Annotated in this window: 24 protein-coding genes and 1 rRNA gene; 23 read left to right on the top strand and 2 right to left on the bottom strand. The window is 37.1% G+C overall.

The window, feature by feature from the left end; translation table 11 throughout:
* Positions 1-8: 8 nt before the first annotated feature.
* Positions 9-125 (top strand): 5S ribosomal RNA (gene rrf, locus EM808_RS26675).
* A gap of 44 nt (positions 126-169) precedes the next feature.
* On the opposite strand, the gene EM808_RS26670 is transcribed toward rrf, so the two are convergent.
* Positions 170-409: a sigma factor G inhibitor Gin gene (locus EM808_RS26670; RefSeq protein ID WP_127742585.1), complete on the bottom strand. Its 240-nt coding sequence runs from the start codon at positions 407-409 to the stop codon at positions 170-172.
* A gap of 140 nt (positions 410-549) precedes the next feature.
* Here EM808_RS26670 and EM808_RS26665 point away from each other — a divergent pair, with 140 nt between their 5' ends.
* The 10 genes from EM808_RS26665 to rsmI all read left to right on the top strand — a co-directional run bounded on the left by EM808_RS26665 (position 550) and on the right by rsmI (position 7,814).
* Positions 550-1,995 carry an aminotransferase class I/II-fold pyridoxal phosphate-dependent enzyme gene (locus tag EM808_RS26665; protein WP_235856730.1) on the top strand — a complete coding sequence of 482 codons (1,446 nt, stop codon included), beginning with the start codon at positions 550-552 and terminating at the stop codon, positions 1,993-1,995.
* A 10-nt stretch (positions 1,996-2,005) separates the two neighbouring features.
* Entirely contained in the window at positions 2,006-2,638 is a 633-nt protein-coding gene (tmk, locus tag EM808_RS26660) for a dTMP kinase (protein WP_127742581.1), read from the top strand.
* A 111-nt stretch (positions 2,639-2,749) separates the two neighbouring features.
* Positions 2,750-3,079, top strand: coding sequence for a cyclic-di-AMP receptor (locus tag EM808_RS26655; RefSeq protein ID WP_127742579.1), 330 nt, complete (start codon positions 2,750-2,752; stop codon positions 3,077-3,079).
* A 72-nt stretch (positions 3,080-3,151) separates the two neighbouring features.
* A complete protein-coding gene (locus EM808_RS26650; protein ID WP_127742577.1) occupies positions 3,152-3,589 on the top strand; it encodes a YaaR family protein in 438 nt (145 codons plus the stop codon).
* 13 nt (positions 3,590-3,602) lie between these two features.
* On the top strand, positions 3,603-4,610 hold the full coding sequence (gene holB, locus EM808_RS26645) for a DNA polymerase III subunit delta' (protein ID WP_127742575.1): 1,008 nt from the start codon (positions 3,603-3,605) through the stop codon (positions 4,608-4,610).
* Positions 4,603-5,430 carry a PSP1 domain-containing protein gene (locus EM808_RS26640; protein WP_127742573.1) on the top strand — a complete coding sequence of 276 codons (828 nt, stop codon included), beginning with the start codon at positions 4,603-4,605 and terminating at the stop codon, positions 5,428-5,430. Before holB ends, EM808_RS26640 begins: the two co-directional genes overlap by 8 nt.
* Positions 5,431-5,442: 12 nt before the next feature.
* The gene (gene yabA, locus EM808_RS26635; protein ID WP_127742571.1) at positions 5,443-5,820 is read left to right on the top strand and encodes a DNA replication initiation control protein YabA; all 378 of its coding nucleotides are present in this window, start codon (positions 5,443-5,445) and stop codon (positions 5,818-5,820) included.
* 132 nt (positions 5,821-5,952) lie between these two features.
* Entirely contained in the window at positions 5,953-6,696 is a 744-nt protein-coding gene (locus EM808_RS26630; RefSeq protein ID WP_127742569.1) for a tRNA1(Val) (adenine(37)-N6)-methyltransferase, read from the top strand.
* Positions 6,683-6,970, top strand: coding sequence for a GIY-YIG nuclease family protein (locus EM808_RS26625; RefSeq protein WP_127742595.1), 288 nt, complete (start codon positions 6,683-6,685; stop codon positions 6,968-6,970). Before EM808_RS26630 ends, EM808_RS26625 begins: the two co-directional genes overlap by 14 nt.
* Positions 6,948-7,814, top strand: a complete 867-nt coding sequence (rsmI, locus tag EM808_RS26620; RefSeq protein ID WP_127742593.1) for a 16S rRNA (cytidine(1402)-2'-O)-methyltransferase — start codon at positions 6,948-6,950, stop codon at positions 7,812-7,814. Before EM808_RS26625 ends, rsmI begins: the two co-directional genes overlap by 23 nt.
* Positions 7,815-7,854: 40 nt before the next feature.
* On the opposite strand, the gene EM808_RS26615 is transcribed toward rsmI, so the two are convergent.
* The gene (locus tag EM808_RS26615) at positions 7,855-8,139 is read right to left on the bottom strand and encodes an AbrB/MazE/SpoVT family DNA-binding domain-containing protein (RefSeq protein WP_127742567.1); all 285 of its coding nucleotides are present in this window, start codon (positions 8,137-8,139) and stop codon (positions 7,855-7,857) included.
* Between the two features lie 564 nt (positions 8,140-8,703).
* Between EM808_RS26615 and metG the strand changes: the two genes are divergently transcribed.
* The 12 genes from metG to spoVG all read left to right on the top strand — a co-directional run bounded on the left by metG (position 8,704) and on the right by spoVG (position 19,665).
* Positions 8,704-10,698 (top strand): methionine--tRNA ligase, encoded by a 1,995-nt coding sequence (gene metG, locus EM808_RS26610; protein ID WP_127742565.1) that lies wholly within the window; start codon positions 8,704-8,706, stop codon positions 10,696-10,698.
* A 135-nt stretch (positions 10,699-10,833) separates the two neighbouring features.
* Positions 10,834-11,601, top strand: coding sequence for a TatD family hydrolase (locus EM808_RS26605; protein ID WP_127742563.1), 768 nt, complete (start codon positions 10,834-10,836; stop codon positions 11,599-11,601).
* 238 nt (positions 11,602-11,839) lie between these two features.
* On the top strand, positions 11,840-13,027 hold the full coding sequence (locus tag EM808_RS26600; RefSeq protein WP_127742591.1) for a G5 and 3D domain-containing protein: 1,188 nt from the start codon (positions 11,840-11,842) through the stop codon (positions 13,025-13,027).
* A 261-nt stretch (positions 13,028-13,288) separates the two neighbouring features.
* Positions 13,289-13,849 (top strand): ribonuclease M5, encoded by a 561-nt coding sequence (gene rnmV, locus EM808_RS26595; RefSeq protein WP_127742561.1) that lies wholly within the window; start codon positions 13,289-13,291, stop codon positions 13,847-13,849.
* Positions 13,842-14,717 (top strand): 16S rRNA (adenine(1518)-N(6)/adenine(1519)-N(6))-dimethyltransferase RsmA, encoded by an 876-nt coding sequence (gene rsmA, locus EM808_RS26590; protein WP_127742559.1) that lies wholly within the window; start codon positions 13,842-13,844, stop codon positions 14,715-14,717. The genes rnmV and rsmA overlap by 8 nt, the downstream gene beginning before the upstream one ends.
* A gap of 182 nt (positions 14,718-14,899) precedes the next feature.
* A complete protein-coding gene (gene yabG / locus EM808_RS26585) occupies positions 14,900-15,778 on the top strand; it encodes a sporulation peptidase YabG (RefSeq protein ID WP_127742557.1) in 879 nt (292 codons plus the stop codon).
* Between the two features lie 295 nt (positions 15,779-16,073).
* Positions 16,074-16,337 carry a biofilm formation stimulator Veg gene (veg, locus tag EM808_RS26580; protein ID WP_031537121.1) on the top strand — a complete coding sequence of 88 codons (264 nt, stop codon included), beginning with the start codon at positions 16,074-16,076 and terminating at the stop codon, positions 16,335-16,337.
* A gap of 149 nt (positions 16,338-16,486) precedes the next feature.
* Complete coding sequence (locus EM808_RS26575) at positions 16,487-16,666, top strand: small, acid-soluble spore protein, alpha/beta type (protein ID WP_127742555.1); 180 nt, start codon at positions 16,487-16,489, stop codon at positions 16,664-16,666.
* Positions 16,667-17,075: 409 nt separating this feature from the next.
* Positions 17,076-17,945, top strand: coding sequence for a 4-(cytidine 5'-diphospho)-2-C-methyl-D-erythritol kinase (gene ispE / locus EM808_RS26570; protein WP_127742553.1), 870 nt, complete (start codon positions 17,076-17,078; stop codon positions 17,943-17,945).
* A 57-nt stretch (positions 17,946-18,002) separates the two neighbouring features.
* Complete coding sequence (purR, locus tag EM808_RS26565; RefSeq protein ID WP_127742552.1) at positions 18,003-18,827, top strand: pur operon repressor; 825 nt, start codon at positions 18,003-18,005, stop codon at positions 18,825-18,827.
* Positions 18,828-18,840: 13 nt separating this feature from the next.
* The gene (locus EM808_RS26560) at positions 18,841-19,215 is read left to right on the top strand and encodes a RidA family protein (RefSeq protein ID WP_127742550.1); all 375 of its coding nucleotides are present in this window, start codon (positions 18,841-18,843) and stop codon (positions 19,213-19,215) included.
* A gap of 159 nt (positions 19,216-19,374) precedes the next feature.
* Positions 19,375-19,665 carry a septation regulator SpoVG gene (spoVG, locus tag EM808_RS26555; protein WP_003347151.1) on the top strand — a complete coding sequence of 97 codons (291 nt, stop codon included), beginning with the start codon at positions 19,375-19,377 and terminating at the stop codon, positions 19,663-19,665.
* Positions 19,666-19,786: the final 121 nt, after the last annotated feature.

Raw genomic sequence — 19,786 nt, 5'->3', positions numbered from 1 at the left:
CATAATAGTCTGGTGGCGATAGCGAGAAGGTCACACCCGTTCCCATACCGAACACGGAAGTTAAGCTTCTCAGCGCCGATGGTAGTTGGGGGCTCTCCCCCTGTGAGAGTAGGACGTCGCCAGGCACGGAAAAAAGCATCTAGTACATTACTAGATGCTTTTTTGTTTTTTAAGCTTGGCGCCTTTGCTGGGCATAATGAGCATTTTTTAACTTTTGGACATAGAATTTATATTTGATATCATTAGTTTTTGTGTTCAACATTTCATGTTCACAATCCGTACAGATAAGTGACTGGTAAAGATGGATACCAGTCATTTTTTTCTGCTCACAAAATAAACATTTCTCCACATAAGACTGGACCAACTTCTGAGATTCAATACTCAATGAATTCCACCTCCCTAAAATCATTGTAGCCAACAATTTAAACATGTATACAAAATTCAGATAACTCAAAAAGAATCACTTAGGAATAATTGAGGTCAATGCGCACATTTTATTCAAAGTTGGCGAATGGTACAATAAAGAGAAGCAAAAGGAAAAGAGGAAATATCGTGCAGGAAAAGACGCCTTTATATACTAGGTTAGAAGAATTCATCAATAATAAACCAATATCATTTCATGTTCCAGGTCATAAGAATGGTTTGCTTATGCAAAAACAAGCATTTTTCAAAAATGTGTGGAACTATGATGTAACGGAGCTTAGCGGACTAGATGACCTGCATTCAGCCAGTGGTGTTATATTAGAGGCAGAAATACTACTGTCAGAGTTATATCAAACCAAAAGAAGCTATTTCTTAGTTAATGGTTCAACAGTAGGCAACTTAGCAATGATAATGTCTACAGTGGAAGAAGGAGATCAAATATTTGTACAAAGGAATAGCCATAAATCAATTATGAATGGGATAAAGCTTGCAAAGGGTAGGCCTATTTTGTTAAATCCCAGTTATGATAGTAAGTGGAAAGTAGAAGGCACTGTTTCATGTGAAACAATTATAGAGGCAATACAGAAGTATCCGAAGGCAAAGGTACTTATACTTACTTCTCCTAATTATTATGGTATGGTTGGAGAACTAGGAAAAATAATTGAAATGGCACATAAACACAATTTGACTGTATTAGTTGATGAAGCGCACGGAGCCCATTTTATAGGCTCATCAAAATTCCCAGTTTCAGCTGTGAGGCTCGGAGCAGATATTGTTGTTCAATCTGCACATAAAACATTACCTGCCTTAACGATGGGTTCGTATCTTCATTTTAATACAAACAAGGTTTCCATGAATAAACTGCAAACATACTTAGGTATCCTTCAATCGAGCAGTCCCTCTTATGTCATTATGGCATCGCTTGATTTGGCGAGAAGCTATTTGGGTACATATAAAGAGGAGGACAGTGCATATTTAATAGCGGAAGCTGCAAAGTTTAAAGAAAGATTATCTTCCTTAAAGCAACTGGAAGTCATGGCATATAATGGACAGGCTGGTGATCCATTAAAACTGACGATTCAGAGTAGATGTGAACTGTCTGGCTTTGAACTTCAGAATAAATTGGAGGAAGCAGGGATTTATTGTGAAATGGCAGACTTACATAATGTACTTTTAGTACTTCCACTATTAAAAAATCAGATGGAATATCCATTTGAAGCTGCTTTTAAAAAAATAAAGACTGCTGTTAGTTCCTTTACCCCACGACTATTGCCAGCAGAGGAAGATAAAGGTGCACCTATAAATCTATATACCAATATAGTAGAATTAAAGTTAAACGATTTAGAGCAAATTAATCATGCTAAACAGGAAGTTAAGCTAGAGGATTCTTTGCATATGATTAATGCTGAACCTATCATTCCTTATCCACCGGGTATACCATTGCTTATGCCGGGAGAAGAGATAACAAATCTGCATATCCAAAAACTAAAAGTATTGGTTGGCAGTGGTTGCAGGTTTCAAGGGAACTCATCTATATATAAGGATAAAATAACCGTTTTTATAAAGAATTAAGGAGATTGACATGAAAAAAGGGATTTTTATTACGATGGAGGGGCCAGAGGGCGCCGGAAAAACAACCATTTTAGAAATGCTTTATGAGCATTATATAGAGAAAGGTATAAAGATAGTAAAAACAAGAGAGCCAGGGGGCATCAGAATTTCAGAGAAAATCCGCGAAATAATATTAAACCCTGATCATACTGAAATGGATGGCAGGACAGAGGCGCTATTGTATGCCGCTGCGAGAAGGCAGCATTTAGTTGAGAAGGTTATTCCGGCATTAGAGGAAGGCGCTGTAGTGCTTTCTGATCGTTTTATTGACAGTTCACTTGCTTACCAAGGTTATGCAAGAGGAATTGGCATAGAGGAAATTTGGAAGATAAATGAGTTTGCCATTGGAGAAGTAATGCCTGACTTAACACTGTATTTTGATCTTGATCCAGAAGCAGGTCTGGCGAGAATTAATAAGTCAAATAACCGTGAAATAAACAGGCTTGATTTGGAACAGTTGGATTTTCACCAACGCGTCCAAGAGGGATATTACAAAGTTATTGATAAATTCCCAGAAAGACTTCATAAAATAGAGGCGTCGCAAGGGGTAGAAGATGTCTTTGAACAGTCATTACGAGCTATTGATGCCATACTGAATAGGTAGATACAGCAGAGCTCTTATTTTTCTATTTATATATGTCTGTTTTATTATTTATTGTTATAATAGGAAAAAGCAGTAATTCTGGTAAAACTATAAATAAAGGGGTTGGATAAAATGAAATTGATTTTAACAGTAATCCAAGATAAAGACAGTGCTAAGTTATTGAATGCTCTTGTAGAGCATAACTTTAGAGCTACTAAATTGGCTAGTACCGGAGGATTTTTGAAATCAGGCAATACTACCTTTATGATAGGAACAGAAGATATTCGTGTGGAAAAAGCACTGCAAATAATAAAAGAAAACTGCCAATCACGAGATCAGCTAGTTGCACCAGTTTCACCTATGGGAGGGAACGCTGATTCGTATGTACCGTATCCAGTTGAGGTTGAGGTAGGCGGAGCAACTGTATTCGTATTGCCTGTAGAGCAGTTTAAGCAATTCTGATATGGTTGGAGCGTAAGGTTAATACCTCTAAATATAAAGGATTTTTTATGATGCTTTTATCGGAGGAAACTAATGAAAATAAATAAAGACATTCGTGTGAATACAGATGCATCGAAGCAAGAGATAAAGACTGGGCAAGTTGAAACAAAATTTCGTGAGCTTGTCACAAAACAAAATGAAAAACTACAGACAGGTCAGCTGCAGGCATTAATGAAAAATATTGATGATACTGGCACCAGATTGGGCAGATCACAGAATTTAAAAGACTTGAATAAGTTTAAGTCACTGGTCAAGCAATTTGTTAAAGAAGCAGTTGATTTTGGTATAGGATTAAAAAAAGAAAAATCATGGGATCATTTCGGGCAAGGACGTGATTTAAGTGTCGTCCAAGTTGTTGATGATAAACTAGTCGAGCTTACAGAGGAAGTAATGAGTAAGGAAAAGAACAGTTTAAACATCCTAGGGAAAATTGGAGAAATAAAGGGCTTATTAATTAATATATATACGTAAGAGAGTGATCGTGTTGATAAAAACATGGGAACAGCTTGAACAGGAGCAGCCGATTGTATTAAGAATGGTAAGAAACAGCCTTATGAAAGGCCGTTTAGCGCACGCTTATCTGTTCGAAGGAATGAGAGGAACAGGCAAAAGGGACGTAAGCCAAATACTTACAAAAAGTATTCTTTGTGAAAGGGCTATTGAAGGTTATAGGCCCTGTGAGGAATGTTCAAACTGCAAGAGGATTAATAATAACAACCATCCGGACGTACATATTGTTGAGCCGGATGGCTTGTCTATTAAGAAAAACCAAATTCAGAGCTTACAGGAAGAGTTTTCAAAAACAGGTGTCGAATCAAGACAGAAGATTTATGTAATAATACATGCAGATAAGATGACAACAAATGCTGCAAACAGTCTGCTGAAATTTCTTGAGGAACCACATGCAGATACTACAGCAATCCTTTTAACGGAACAAATACATCAGATTCTCCCAACCATTTTATCGAGGTGCCAAGTACTATCATTTACACCTCTTTCTCCATTAAAAATGCAGGAGCAGCTAAAGGCAGATGGAATGAAGGCAAGTGATGCACCAATAATTGCGCAGATTACCAATGATTATGATGAAGCGTTTCTGCTAAGTTCTGATGAATGGTTTGTACAAGCGCAAAAAATAGTGGTAAAATTGTATATGACTCTTAAAGGAAATCCTTTAGAAGCATTAGTTGCCCTTCAAAGAGAGTGGTTTGTCCATTTCAAAGAGAAAGATCAGTATGATAGGGGATTAGATTTACTGTTGCTGCTATTTAAGGATTTATTGTATATCCAGTTAGGTAAGGATGAACAAATAGTCTTTATTAATGAGCGGTCACAGTTAGAAGAGCTTGCGCTTAAAACATCATCCCAAATGCTGACAGAACAAATGACATCCATCTTTGAAGCAAAACGAAAGCTGCAGGGTAATATGAATCCACAGTTATTGATGGAACAGCTTGTATTGAAGCTGCAGGAGGGATCTTCAGTTGTATAATGTTGTAGGAATCCGCTTTAAAAAAGCTGGAAAAATATATTACTTTGATCCGAATGAGATGGATATCCAAAAAGGGGATTTCGTGATCGTAGAGACAGTGCGTGGAGTGGAATATGGGAAAGTTGTAATAGCTCCTAAGCAGGTTGACGAAAATGATGTAGTCTTGCCTCTGAAAAAGGTGCTCCGAATCGCGGATCAAAAAGATCAATTGATTGTAGAGGAAAACCGGATTGCAGCAAAAGAAGCATATGAGGTTTGCTGTGAAAAGGTAAGTCTGCATGAGTTAGATATGAAGCTAGTAGATGTAGAATATACATTTGACCGCAATAAAGTAATTTTTTATTTTACCGCAGATGGCAGAGTGGATTTTCGCGAGTTAGTAAAGGATCTAGCTGCTATATTCAGAACTAGGATAGAACTGCGTCAGATTGGTGTTCGAGATGAAGCAAAAATGCTTGGCGGCATTGGACCATGTGGAAGAATGCTCTGCTGCTCGACATTCTTAGGTGATTTTGAACCAGTATCAATCAAGATGGCTAAGGACCAGAATCTTTCCTTAAATCCAACAAAAATTTCAGGACTTTGCGGCAGGCTGATGTGCTGCCTTAAGTATGAGAATGATGAATATGAATCTGCAAAAGAACAGCTTCCAGATTTAGGAGAATGGATATCAACACCTGATGGAAGAGGAAAAGTGGTAGGATTAAATATATTAGAACGTGTACTCCAAGTGGAAATTTCTGAACAAGAACGAGTGCTTGAATATACTTTGGAAGAAATATTGCAAAAAGATACTGTTTCAGTTCAATCCACGGATTAATGAGGTGGAAGAGTGGATAAAAAAGAAATCTTTGATTCAGTAATAAATATGGAAAGCCAAATTGGTCATTTATATCAACAATTAGGTGAACTAAAGCAGCATGTAGCCGAATTGATTGAAGAAAATAATACACTAACGCTGGAAAATGAAAATTTAAGAAGGCATTTGGAAAGTCAGTCCCAAGCAAGCAAGGAGCAAAAGGAACAGACTAAAAAGAAACACCGAAAGTCCACCAAGCATATAGAAGAAAAACACATGGATATTGGAGAAGGATATGATAATCTAGCAAGGCTTTATCAAGAAGGTTTTCATATTTGTAACCTTCATTTCGGAAGCCCAAGAAAAGACGGAGATTGCTTGTTTTGTCTTTCCTTCCTTAATAAAAAATAGGGTTTGTCCTTCAAAAAAGGGCACCCTATTTTTTTAGGTATTAAATTAGAGGAGTAAGTATAGGCAGAATGATTATTATTAAGTATATTTAGGTAATATTATAGAATACATAACAAAATGGAGGTAACATATTTGGTTCAGCTAATAGGAGATGAGAGGCTTGACTACTTGTTGGCAGAAAAGCTGAAAATTATTCAAAGTCCAACTGTGTTTTCGTTTTCTTTAGATGCAGTATTATTGGCAAACTTTGCAACAGTTCCTATCGCAAAAGGAAAAATAGTGGACCTTTGCAGTGGAAATGGTGTAATTCCGTTATTTTTGAGTTTAAGAACAAGAGCTTCTATTATTGGGGTAGAAATTCAGGAGCGGTTATATGATATGGCATGCAGAAGTGTTGCCTATAATAAATTGGAAGATAATATTAAGATGGTCAATGGCGATATCAAGGATGCACCAGCACAGCTTGGTTTTGAGAAATACGATGCAGTTACTTGCAACCCGCCGTATTTCCAAACAGACTCACTTGAGGAACGAAATGAAAACGAGCACTTGGCCATTGCAAGACATGAAATAATGTGCACACTTGAAGATACTATTCGCTCAGCAAGTCAGCTAGTGAAGCAGGGTGGAAAGGTGTCATTTGTACATAGACCAGGAAGACTGCTTGATATCATTACATTAATGCGGGCATATCGAATAGAGCCAAAAAGGATTCGGTTTGTATATCCTAAAGAGGGTAAGGAAGCAAATATACTACTAGTGGAAGGCATAAAGGATGGGAAACCTGATCTGAAAGTATTACCCCCTTTATATGTTTATAAAGGCTTGAATGAGTATACAGAAGAAATGGCTAGTATTTTATATGGAAACAACTAACCACTATTTTTATGTCCTGTTATGTAAGGATAATACATATTATGCAGGCTACACAAATAATCTTGAAAAGCGCCTTAAAACGCATAATGAAGGAAAAGGGGCTAAGTATACGAGGGCGAGATTGCCCGTTCAGTTGATTTATCATGAAGTGTTTTTGGATAAGTCACATGCTTTAAAAGCAGAGTATGCCTTCAAGCAGTTGAACAGAAAAGGAAAAGAGTCTTATATGAGGAAGGAAAATGGTGTTAAACATGTGGCAGCAAAAAAGCTATAAGAATGATGGTGGGCTTCTTTACTTAATCCCAACTCCGATAGGTAATTTGGAAGATATGAGTTTTCGATCTGTTAGGATTTTAAAGGAAGCAGATATCATTGCAGCTGAGGATACGCGTAATACAAAAAAACTATGCAATCATTTTGAAATAACCACTCCCATTGTAAGCTATCACGAGCATAATAAGGAAGCAAGTGGTCGCAAGTTAATTGAGACACTACAATCCGGAAAGACTGTGGCCCTTGTCAGTGATGCTGGAATGCCAACAATTGCTGACCCAGGCTATGAGCTTGTCGTTGCAGCAGTGGAAAACAGACTGCCTGTTGTTCCATTGCCTGGAGCAAATGCAGCGTTAACTGCTTTAATTGCATCAGGATTGCCAACACATCCTTTTTACTTCTACGGATTTCTTAACAGACAAAAAAAGGAGAAGAAAAAGGAACTGGAAGCATTAAAGTATATTTCTGGAACAGTCCTATTATATGAGTCTCCCCATCGATTAAAGGAAACCTTACAGTTGATAAAGGATATTTTAGGTGATAGAAATATCTCTCTATGCAGAGAATTAACAAAGATTTATGAGGAGTTCATAAGAGGAACAATAGATGAGGTTATCGACTGGGCGAATACTGATGAGATACGAGGCGAATTTTGTATTGTTATTGAAAAGGGAGAAGCAGTTGAAGCATCAGAGGAACAATGGTGGACAAGCCTTTCCATTGTAGAGCATGTAAATCATTATATAGAAGTAGACGATTTGCAGGCGAAAGAGGCTATTAAGCGTACTGCTGTAGATCGAAGCATGCCAAAACGGGAAGTTTATCAAGAATATCATATAGATTAAAAAAGCATGGGCTTCATTAGAAGCCCATGCCTTTTTATTATTATTTAGAAAGTTCAAATGAACTTTTGATTTCGTTGATAAGTTGTTCTGCACCTTCACGGCTTAGAATTAATTTTCCATCAGCAAGTGTTAGGTTATCATCAGAAACTTCACCTGTTACTTGGCAAGTCATGTTTGGTTTATATTTTTTCAAGATGATTTTTTCATCATCCACATAAATTTCTAAAGCATCCTTTTCAGCAATACCTAATGTACGTCTTAATTCGATAGGTATTACAACACGTCCCAATTCGTCAACTTTACGAACAATTCCAGTAGATTTCATTTCCTTTTCTCCTCCCGATAAACCTTATATATATTTTTTTCGATAATATTCGACAAATTTCTTTGTTTGTATATATAATACCAGCCATTCCCATATACGTCAATTATTTTATTTTTAAAGTGAGATAATAGAAGAGAATTCCTTTGTTTATAGGTTAAATAGCATATTATATATACTTTAAATACCAGAAAAAGCTTATAAATGTAAAAATAAAATAATTATTTTTGAGAAAATAAAAGCTTGGATTCGACAAAAAACAACATTACAGATGTCGAATCATACGTTAAATATATAGAACAAAAATAGGATATTGATGAAATGGATAGGTACTTGCAGACAGTTGCAAAAACTTTGGATTTTGGGTATATTTTGAGGGGATATAAGGGCAAAATGGCAATGATTAGCTGCCTTTTTTATGATATTTCATAAAAAAACAGGAAGTCTACAAAAATACCAGAAAATTTCAGGAGCAATTATATAACTTGTAGTTTTAAGATTAGAGCAAGTATTGATACAATAAGTATTATGCATATTACATAAGCAATAATTTTAGGAGGGAAAAAGTTGAAAGAGCAAGATACTTTCTATATAACAACCCCAATATATTATCCTAGCGGAAATCTACATATTGGACACGCCTACACGACTGTTGCAGGAGATGCAATGGCAAGATATAAGCGACTTAAAGGATTTGATGTTCGTTACCTAACAGGTACAGATGAGCATGGGCAAAAAATTCAGCGTAAAGCAGAGGAAGCTGGTATCACTCCTCAAGAATATGTTGATGGGATTGTGGCTGGAATCAAGGAGCTTTGGGATTCCATGGATATTTCCTATGATGACTTTATCCGTACAACGGAAAAAAGACATACAGAAGTAGTCAGCAAGATGTTCCAAAAGCTTGTTGAACAAGGTGATATTTACTTGGATGAATACCAAGGCTGGTACTCTGTGTCTGATGAAACTTATTACACAGAGCTTCAGCTTGTAGATCCTATATATGATGAAAACGGTAAAATTATCGGCGGAAAAAGCCCTGATAGCGGTCATGCAGTGGAACTGGTAAAAGAGGAATCTTACTTTTTCAGAATGGGCAAATATGCAGACAGACTTCTTAAGTTTTATGAGGAGAATCCAGAATTTATCCAGCCGGAATCCCGTAAAAATGAAATGATTAATAACTTTATTAAACCAGGACTAGAGGATTTGGCCGTTTCTCGGACAACCTTTGACTGGGGAATTAAAGTACCTGGTGACCCTAAGCATGTTGTATATGTTTGGATTGATGCATTGTCTAACTACATTACAGCATTAGGATATGGTTCTGAAAATGACTCCCTTTATCAGAAGTTTTGGCCAGCAAATGTCCATTTAGTTGGAAAAGAGATTGTTCGTTTCCATACAATATATTGGCCAATCATGTTGATGGCACTTGATTTACCATTGCCTAAAAAGGTTTTTGCTCATGGATGGATATTGATGAAAGATGGAAAAATGTCTAAGTCAAAAGGAAATGTAGTGAATCCTGTTACATTAATCGAAAGATATGGTCTTGATGCATTGCGTTATTACTTGCTGCGTGAGGTACCATTCGGATCTGACGGCGTATTCACTCCAGAAGGCTTTGTTGAAAGAGTAAACTTTGATCTGGCAAACGATTTAGGAAACCTGTTGAACAGAACGGTTGCAATGATCAATAAGTATTTTGATGGAGTTGTACCTGAATACAAGGGATCTGAAGGAAACTTTGAAAAGTCACTTGTAGAGGCACATGAGGAAACTAAAGCATTGTATGAAAAGCATATGGATAATATGGAGTTTTCTGTAGTGCTTACTAATCTATGGCAGCTAATCAGCAGAAATAATAAATACATTGATGAAACACAGCCTTGGGTTCTAGCTAAGGAAGAAAAAACAGAAGAACTTGCAACAGTAATGGTTCATCTTGCAGAGTCATTAAGAAGAATCGGTGTTCTGTTAAAACCATTCCTGACAAAAACACCTGATAGAATCTTCCAGCAGCTGAATATTCAAGCAGAGGAGTTGAAAACTTGGTCTAGCCTTGACAAGTTTGGAGCAATCCCTTCAGGTACAAAGGTAGAAAAAGGAGAGCCTATTTTCCCAAGACTTGATATTGCTGAAGAAGTGGAATACATCAAAAAGGAAATGCAAGGACCTGCCGTAGTAGAAGAGAGCAAGGAAAAACAACCAGAAAAGCAGGAAGTTCCTGAAGCAGAAGAAATTTCAATTGATGATTTCATGAAAATTGATTTAAGGGTTGCACAGGTCCTTCAAGTTGAACCAGTAAAAAAAGCGGATAAATTGCTGAAGCTGCAGCTTGACTTAGGATATGAAAAAAGACAAGTCGTATCAGGCATTGCACAATATTATAAGCCAGAGGAGCTTGTAGGCAGACGAGTTATTTGCGTTACAAATCTTAAGCCTGTTAAGCTAAGAGGCGAATTATCACAAGGCATGATTCTTGCTGGAAGTCAGGATGGAGTTCTGTCGATTGCATCAGTAGATGAATCGCTGCCATTAGGCTCAAAAGTTAAATAATAAAAGTTGGAGAAACATAGAAATTGCATTTATTAAGCATATTTCTATGTTTTTCTGTCCAATTAAGGATAGTTAGTTAGCAATTAAGGGAATAAGAAAGAAATATGACTAATCGCGATAAGGAAAGGATTTATTATGCTATTTGATACACATACACATTTAAATGCAGACCAATTTGATGAAGATTTAGAAGAAGTAATTAACCGGGCAATGGAAGCTGGAATGGAAAAAATGGTCGTAGTTGGCTTCGATCGGCCAACAATTACAAGAGCTATGGAATTAGTGGAGCAATACGATTTTATCTATGCTAGTGTCGGTTGGCATCCTGTAGATGCTATTGATATGACAGATGAGGATTTAAATTGGATTGAATCATTGGCAAGTCACCCAAAGGTAGTTGCTATTGGAGAAATGGGTTTGGACTATCATTGGGACAAGTCTCCTAAGGATATCCAAAAGGAAGTTTTCAGAAAGCAGATCCATTTAGCGAAAAAAGTGAAGCTTCCAATTATCATTCATAATCGGGAAGCAACCGCTGATATTGTTGAGATTCTCAAATCGGAGGGAGCTTCAGAGGTTGGGGGTATTATGCATTGTTACGGAGGAAGTGTTGAGACAGCAATGGAATGCATCGACATGAATTTTTATATCTCTTTAGGGGGAACTGTCACTTTCAAAAACGCCAGAAAACCTAAGGAAGCGGCAGCAGCAATCCCACTGGATAAACTGCTAATTGAAACTGATTGCCCCTATCTTGCACCAACACCATACAGAGGCAAAAGAAATGAGCCGAGTTATGTAAAGTTTGTTGCAGAGGAAATTGCAGCGATAAAAGGTATCAGTTTTGAAGAAGTTGCTGCTAAAACTACGGAAAATGCCAAAAAACTATTCGGCATAAAATGATAAGAGATGCTGTCGAATGACCGCATAGCTTGTCCTAATATTACTTTGTTCTAAGAAGTTCTACATTGCTTCCTTTTCTCATAGAATGTTCATGTCGAGATTTCTTTCTTTCCTTTCCTGGAGTTTTTTTGCATAATAGGAGATACGTTCAAAGAATGTAGAAGGGTTGACAGCAGACACGATACTCTATATAATCACTCCGAGAGAAAAGGAGGCGTTTTTCATCGTAATCCAAAACATGAAAAGCCTGTTTTCTAAATCTTTGAGCACAAAGAAAATATTCATTCTTATTGCTAGCTTCATAGTTTTTATAAGTGGTTTAGGGTTTGTTATTTACGAATCAACGAAAAAAACTGTGGCGCTGACATTGGATGGAAAAGAGAAGATCATCGAAACGCACTCATCCACTATTCAAGATATATTTGATGAACTTGACATTGCCATAAGCTCAGAAGATGAGGTGTCTCCCCCGTTAGATGCAAATGTAGCTGACGAGATGGAGGTTGTTTGGAAGCAAGCAAAACAGGTTGAATTGAGCAAAGACGACGAGAAAAAAACGGTATGGACAACAGCAGAAACAGTTAAGGAGTTTCTCAAGGAACAAAAAATCTCTTTGAATGAGCACGATAAGGTCAATCAGAAGCAGAATAACGATATAAAGAACAATATGGAGATTGTTGTACATACTGCATTTCCACTTACACTAGTAGACGCAGGATCGAAAAAAGAACTATGGTCCACTTCGACTACGGTCGCTGACTTTTTAAAACAACAGGAGATATCACTTACGAAATTAGACCGAGTTGAGCCAGATCTAAAGGAAGTAGTGAACAAGAAGGACGTTGTAGAAATTACACGTATAGAAAAGGTCACCGATGTAGTGGAACAACCGATTAATTATGCTGTTGTGACCCAAAAGGATGATAGCCTTGAAAAGGGTGCAGAAAAGGTAATAAAAGAAGGCAAAAACGGTGTAATGTCGAAAACCTTTGAAGTTACTTTAGAAAACGGTAAAGAAGTTTCGAGAGATCTGCTTAGTGAAAAACAAGTTAAAGAAAAACAGGACAAAGTAGTGGCAGTAGGAACTATTGAAGTTACACAAGTAGCTTCCCGTGGCGAAAATGTCAGTGAGGAAGGTACAGAACTTTATGTTAATTCCACTGCATATACAGCAAGCTGCAGCGGCTGTTCTGGACATACCGCTACTGGAATTGATCTTAAGTCAAATCCTAATGCAAAAGTAATTGCAGTTGATCCAAGCGTTATCCCGTTAGGAACAAAGGTTTATGTTGAAGGCTACGGATACGCTATTGCTGGTGATACGGGCGGTGCTGTGAAAGGAAAGAAAATCGACGTCTTTTTCCCAACGAAGGCAGAAGCTTATCGCTGGGGAAATAAACAGGTAAGAATTAAGATTTTAAAGTAACCTTATTTAGGCTTCTTACTTGCATGTGTTTGTTAGTGTCTGCCAAAACCTAATACACATTGAACATCTACTATTAGCACATCTTTAACAGAGGAGTCATTCCTCTGTTTTTTTCTTTTGAAACGGATTTTGTTGAAAAGAAAAATTTGAGCTATAATAACCTTTAGAATTCATTTTAACTCTTTCTATAATATATAGACGTTTAATGTTACAAAAATGTTTCATTTTTTTTGCAAAACTTAATTTTTTTTTGGAGGCTCCATGAAACTTAAAGAAATCATTGTAGTGGAAGGAAGAGATGACACTACCGCTGTCAAAAGGGCAGTTGATGCTGATACAATTGAAACAAACGGCTCGGCTATAAGTATGGAAACAATTGAGGCAATAAAGCTTGCTAATGAAACAAGGGGAGTCATTGTACTGACAGATCCAGACTTTCCTGGCCAAAAGATACGCAATACTATAGAAAGACATGTGCCAAGCTGTAAACATGCTTTCATTTCAAAGGATAAAGCTCTGCATAAACACGGGAAAGGTGTTGGAGTGGAGCACGCCTCTGTGGAAGTAATTAGGGAGGCACTCAAGGATGCTCATCACATGGAAGAAGCCATTGTAGAGCAAATTACTAAGGAAGACTTGCTGGATGCACAGCTAGTTGGTGGTCCAGGATCTAAAGAACGAAGAGAAAAGCTCGGCAGGATTTTAAAAATAGGGTATACAAATGGCAAACAGCTTCATAAAAGGCTGATGATGTTTAACATCACCAAGCAAGACTTTGCAGCAGCAATAAATGCTATTTGGCAGGAGGAAAAAGATGTATAAAGATATAGCGACACCTGTAAGAACAAAAGCGATTTTAGAAAAATACGGTTTTTCATTCAAAAAGAGTTTAGGTCAAAACTTTTTAATTGATACAAATATCTTAAGAAATATTGTGGACCATGCAGAGTTGTCAGAGTCATCAGGTGCAATTGAAGTTGGACCAGGTATTGGAGCACTAACTGAGCAATTGGCAAAGCGGGCAAAAAAGGTAGTTGCATATGAAATTGACCAGCGTTTACTGCCGATCTTAAGTGAAACACTTGAACCGTATCCAAATGCTAAGGTAATCCATTCAGATGTATTGAAAGCAAATGTAAAGGAAATGATTGAACAGGAATTTGCAGGCATAGATGATATTATGCTTGTTGCAAACTTACCTTACTATGTAACAACACCAATCATCATGAAAATATTAGAAGAGAATCTGCCTCTGCGTGGAATTGTTGTTATGCTTCAGAAGGAAGTGGCTGACCGTATTTCAGCTAAACCAAGCACAAAGGAGTATGGCTCACTATCCATAGCCATTCAATACTACACAGTTCCAGAGGTTGTAATGATTGTCCCTAAGACAGTTTTTGTGCCACAGCCAAATGTTGATTCAGCCGTTATCAGGTTAACGATAAGACAGAAGCCGCTTGTTGAAGTTAAAAGTGAGGAATTCTTCTTCCGTGTGACTAGAGCCAGCTTTGCGCAAAGAAGAAAAACAATCCTTAACAATTTAACGAGCCAGCTTGACAATGGCAAGGAGAAAAAGGAAGCTATACTATCTGCCTTGCAAACTGCAGGAATTGAGCCTTCAAGGCGTGGAGAATCTCTCTCCATTGAAGAGTTTGCTGCACTTAGTGATGCACTGTATGAGTCCTTCTAAAAGTATATAGTATGGTAAACAGCGCCAGTATCCTTATAAGGGAGCTGGCTATTTTATTTGGCAGGTCTTTATGAAACCTTAAATTGCTCCTCACATCTTTCTAGACCTTTGCATAGGTTAATGAGAGGTAAATAAGAAACATAGCCCATTCTAAAGACAGGGGCATACTGGAGTGACGACTAGTGAGCATAAATATCATGGATATCGTCGGCAGAAAATCCTATCATTGTGATTTAGCTTTTCGAATTATTGATATAAAGGAAGAAAATGGGCGAAAAAGCGCTGTTTTATATGGAGAGGATTTCCGTCTTATCGCAGACGCTCCTTTTGAGGACTTAATTTCTATCAATAAGCCGATGCAGAGGAAGATGGCTCAGGAGATACAGTTTTTAGAGCAACAGTCATTAGAGCTATTTAGGCAGGATGTAAACCTGCTGAATAGGAAACAGGAATATTCTTCGACAGATGCATACAGCAAACCATTTAACTATTTTCAAATGCCAGGAAAGGTTTTACATTTAGATGGAGATCCGAACTATTTAAAGAAGTGCCTTGATTTATACGAGAAAATAGGGATTCCCGTAACAGGTATTCATTCTAACGAAAAGGAAATGCCGGGAAAAATCACGAAACTACTTGAGTACTATCGACCAGATATACTTGTAATAACCGGTCATGATGCCTATTCAAAGTCATTGGGCGATAAAACAGACTTAAATGCTTATCGCCACTCTAAGTACTTTGTGCAGACAGTCAGAGAGGCTCGCAAAAAAATTCCCCACTTAGATCAACTTGTTATTTTTGCTGGAGCATGTCAGTCCCATTTTGAATCACTAATCCATGCAGGAGCGAACTTTGCTAGCTCTCCTTCAAGAGTTAATATTCATGCTTTAGATCCGGTGTATATTGTGGCAAAAATAAGCTATACGCCTTTCATGGAGAGAGTTAATGTTTGGGATATACTGAGAAATACTCTGACAGGAGAAAAAGGCCTTGGGGGAATAGAAACAAAGGGAGTACTGCGTACAGGGATGCCTTATAATACAAATATACCTGAATAGACAACGGGGAATTTCACAAAATTACAATATTGTAATACAGTTTTTTCGGCATAATCCAAACAGGCTGACTCTCACAAAGAGCGGCCTATTTTTTATTCAAAAAAAAGTTTGTAAATTTAAAAAAATATTGATACATAATTATTCCAGTATGGGAAAAAATAAGATTGTTGAAAAATAGGAGAAAAATAAGAATAAAAAATATTGACAACTTCTAAAAGAGACTGTTATAATTTATATTTTTGTTTGACTCTGTTGTGTCAGTGTGATATACTTTACACAGTGAGGTGGACCGAATATGGCAAAAACATTATCAGATATAAAAAAAGCTCTTGATTCGAATTTAGGGAAGAGATTAATGCTAAAAGCTAATGGTGGTCGTCGTAAAACGATTGAACGTTCAGGTGTACTAGCTGAAACATATCCTTCTGTGTTTGTAGTAGAGTTAGATCAGGATGAAAATGCATTTGAACGGGTATCGTACAGTTATGCAGATGTTTTAACAGAAACGGTTCAAATTACCTTCTTTGAAGATACATCAGGACAAGTTGCTCTAAGCTAATATATATTATGGAGACTAGCAGTTACCAATCGGTTGCTGCTTTTTTCATGGGAAAAATCTAAAAAAACTGGAAACAGATTCAACACATGATATAAAAACAGGGTTACATACTATAACTACCGTGAATAATGAAAGGAGAGGTTTTTAAGTTGAGTAGACGACGAGGAGTTATGTCAGAAGGTTTAAAAGAAGAATTAGCAAAAGAGCTAGGGTTCTATGACGTTGTCCAGAAGGATGGATGGGGCGGAATCCGAGCAAAGGATGCCGGGAACATGGTCAAGCGGGCAATAGAAATCGCAGAACAAAGTCTTCTGAATAATCAAAAGTAGTCTTATTTTTGTGCCTTTAAGTTAAATCCCTGTTTGCTAAGTTCAGCATTAACTATCAAGGATTTATTCACGGTATCAGGTTTAACTCTGCATTCTAAAGGGATGTGGAGTTAGGTCTTTTTTTGCACCTTTTTTCTGACAGAAAAAAAACCCCTTAAATTTTCTAGGGAAAACATAAATGATATATAGTATTTTGCTTAATATGACAAATTTTATGGTAAAATCACTATAGCCATAAAACACTGTGAAATTATTTGTAAACATAAAACACAAAGCATAGGATGCTTATTTGTTTATGTTTCATACATAGAGGAATTAGGTTATTATTTCAGTCATTCTTTTTATTTCCTGTTGTGTGGTACAATAGGACGAAAAAGCGGACAATGAAAATGTTAAGTAGGTGGAAATATTGAAGCTTTTGGTGAAAGCGCCAGCTAAAATCAACTTATCGTTGGATGTATTGAATAAAAGGCCAGATGGCTATCATGAAGTAGAAATGATCATGACGACCATTGACCTTGCTGACAGAATTGAACTTATTCTGGAAGAAAAGGATATTATAAAAATAAATTCCCTTAATCGATTTGTGCCAGATGACCAAAGAAATCTTGCTTATCAAGCAGCAAATCTATTAAAGAAAAAGTTTGACGTTAAAAAGGGAGTTACAATAAAGATCGAAAAGAACATTCCAGTTGCTGCAGGTCTTGCAGGGGGAAGCAGTGATGCTGCTGCAGTGTTGAGGGGTTTGAATAAACTTTGGGACCTTCGCCTGACTCTTGATGAACTTGCTGAAATTGGAGCTGAAATTGGGTCTGATGTAAGCTTCTGTGTATATGGAGGCACAGCTCTTGCAACCGGAAGAGGAGAAATCATTAAACAGATTCCTGCTCCGCCTATATGCTGGGTCGTGTTAGCGAAGCCTTTTATAGGTGTTTCAACTGCTGATATTTATAAAAAACTGGATGTTTCTCAAATAAACCATCCTGATACAGAACAGATGATTGATTGCATACGAACAGGTGATTATGATGAAATGTGCAGAAATGTCGGTAATGTGCTCGAAGATGTTACATTAAATCTATATCCTGAGGTAGCGCAAATTAAGGATCAGATGAAAAAATTTGGTGCGGATGCAGTATTAATGAGCGGAAGCGGTCCAACTGTCTTTGGTTTAATTGAGCATGATTCAAGAATGAATCGTGTTTATAATGGATTAAGGGGTTTTTGTGATCAGGTTTTTGCAGTCCGTATGATGGGAAATCGTCATACCCTTGATTAAATCCGTATAATAATGTAAAATTAAAGGTAAAATATTCGGATTTTGGAGGATCGCCATATGAAATTTCGTCGTAGTGAACGTTTAATAGACATGACGAATTATTTACTAGAGCATCCAAGGCAATTAGTGTCCTTATCCTATTTTTCAGAGAGATATGGTTCAGCGAAATCTTCCATAAGTGAAGATTTGGCGATAATCAAGGAAACCTTTGAAGATAGAGGTATAGGTATTCTACAAACTTTGCCAGGTGCTGCAGGTGGTGTTAAATACCACGCTAAAGTTAATGAGGAAGAAGCAAAAGCCTTTATAGAGGAGCTTTGTCAGTTAATTGTAAAACCAGACAGACTCCTTCCAGGAGGATATCTGTATATGACAGATATATTAGGGGACACTGCCCTTGTTCAAAGAGTAGGGAAAATATTCGCGTCCGCTTTTGCTGATACAAATATTGATGTTGTAATGACTGTGGCAACAAAAGGTATCCCGCTTGCATATGCTGTTGCGTCTTTCTTAAATGTTCCTGTAGTTATGGTAAGAAGAGACAGCAAAGTGACAGAAGGATCAACAGTCAGCATTAACTATGTTTCTGGTTCATCAAAGCGAATCCAGACGATGGTCCTTTCGAAAAGAAGCTTAGAACAAGGCTCAAATGTACTTATTGTCGATGACTTTATGAAGGCTGGCGGCACAGTAAACGGAATGATCAGCTTACTGGATGAGTTTAATGCCACTGTTGCCGGAATTGCTGTCCTGATTGAAGCAGAGGAAGCAGAAGAAAGACTTGTCGATGATTATTTATCATTAGTGAAGCTTTCAGGTGTTGATGTAAAAGAGAAAAAGATATCTGTTGAAATTGGAAATTATTTTGATAAGAAACGATAGGGGGATAATGAAAATGAAAATTGTACAAACAAGCGGTGCACCAGCAGCAATCGGACCTTACTCTCAAGGGATTATTGTCAATAATATGTTTTACAGCTCAGGTCAAATCCCTTTGACAGCAGAAGGAGAGTTATTGCAAGGTAATGTTCAGGAACAAACACATCAAGTCTTCAAAAATCTTGCAGCTGTCTTGAAAGAAGCAAATGCTTCCTTTGAAACTGTCGTTAAGGCTACTGTCTTTATTAAAAATATGGATGATTTTGCTGCTATTAATGAAGTGTATGGACAATATTTCAATGTACATAAACCAGCGCGCTCTTGTGTGGAAGTTGCAAGATTGCCTAAAGACGTATTGGTTGAAATTGAAGTAATCGCACTTTGCAAATAGTATAAAAGTAGGAATATGTTAGTTTTTGTAGTCTTACTTAGCGTTTTTTAGCATTTTATATTAAATATTCTAAAAAAATTTGCTGATAAAGAAGGAGTTACGAAAATTCTGTTGAATTACTTAACTAGATTTTATCTTCTAGTAAAGGTGGTGAACAGAATGGAAGTAACTGACGTAAGACTACGCCGAGTCAATACGGATGGAAGAATGAGAGCCATTGCCTCTATTACTCTAGATAATGAGTTTGTTGTTCACGATATAAGAGTAATTGATGGTAATAACGGTTTATTTGTGGCAATGCCAAGCAAAAGGACACCGGATGGTGAATTTAGGGATATTGCACATCCGATTAACTCAGGTACAAGAGGTAAAATCCAGGAAGCTGTTTTAGCAGAGTACCACCGCTTAGGTGAATTAGAAGTTGAATTTGAAGAAGCCGGAGCTTCCTAAAGAATACGAGCAGCTAGAGCCTACTTCTGAAGAGTAAGGCTCTTTTTTTTTGCGCATATAATGCTTTCAAAATATATAAATATAATGAAAATTTTATAACAACCTAAATTGGTTGGTTTTA

The organism is Niallia taxi (assembly GCF_004005475.1).
Taxonomy (GTDB): Bacteria; Bacillota; Bacilli; order Bacillales; family Cytobacillaceae; genus Niallia; species Niallia taxi.
Note: the sequence above shows the minus strand (reverse complement) of the source record. Positions and strands in the feature narration are given on the sequence as shown.

Bases quoted from the DNA above. Each gene is read 5' to 3' on its own strand.
- EM808_RS26670 (WP_127742585.1), bottom strand. From the start codon at position 409: ATGATTTTAGGGAGGTGGAATTCATTGAGTATTGAATCTCAGAAGTTG.
- tmk (WP_127742581.1), top strand. From the start codon at position 2,006: ATGAAAAAAGGGATTTTTATTACGATGGAGGGGCCAGAGGGCGCCGGA.
- EM808_RS26655 (WP_127742579.1), top strand. From the start codon at position 2,750: ATGAAATTGATTTTAACAGTAATCCAAGATAAAGACAGTGCTAAGTTA.
- EM808_RS26650 (WP_127742577.1), top strand. From the start codon at position 3,152: ATGAAAATAAATAAAGACATTCGTGTGAATACAGATGCATCGAAGCAA.
- EM808_RS26625 (WP_127742595.1), top strand. From the start codon at position 6,683: ATGGAAACAACTAACCACTATTTTTATGTCCTGTTATGTAAGGATAAT.
- rsmI (WP_127742593.1), top strand. From the start codon at position 6,948: ATGTGGCAGCAAAAAAGCTATAAGAATGATGGTGGGCTTCTTTACTTA.
- EM808_RS26615 (WP_127742567.1), bottom strand. From the start codon at position 8,139: ATGAAATCTACTGGAATTGTTCGTAAAGTTGACGAATTGGGACGTGTT.
- EM808_RS26605 (WP_127742563.1), top strand. From the start codon at position 10,834: ATGCTATTTGATACACATACACATTTAAATGCAGACCAATTTGATGAA.
- EM808_RS26600 (WP_127742591.1), top strand. From the start codon at position 11,840: ATGAAAAGCCTGTTTTCTAAATCTTTGAGCACAAAGAAAATATTCATT.
- rnmV (WP_127742561.1), top strand. From the start codon at position 13,289: ATGAAACTTAAAGAAATCATTGTAGTGGAAGGAAGAGATGACACTACC.
- rsmA (WP_127742559.1), top strand. From the start codon at position 13,842: ATGTATAAAGATATAGCGACACCTGTAAGAACAAAAGCGATTTTAGAA.
- veg (WP_031537121.1), top strand. From the start codon at position 16,074: ATGGCAAAAACATTATCAGATATAAAAAAAGCTCTTGATTCGAATTTA.
- purR (WP_127742552.1), top strand. From the start codon at position 18,003: ATGAAATTTCGTCGTAGTGAACGTTTAATAGACATGACGAATTATTTA.
- EM808_RS26560 (WP_127742550.1), top strand. From the start codon at position 18,841: ATGAAAATTGTACAAACAAGCGGTGCACCAGCAGCAATCGGACCTTAC.
- spoVG (WP_003347151.1), top strand. From the start codon at position 19,375: ATGGAAGTAACTGACGTAAGACTACGCCGAGTCAATACGGATGGAAGA.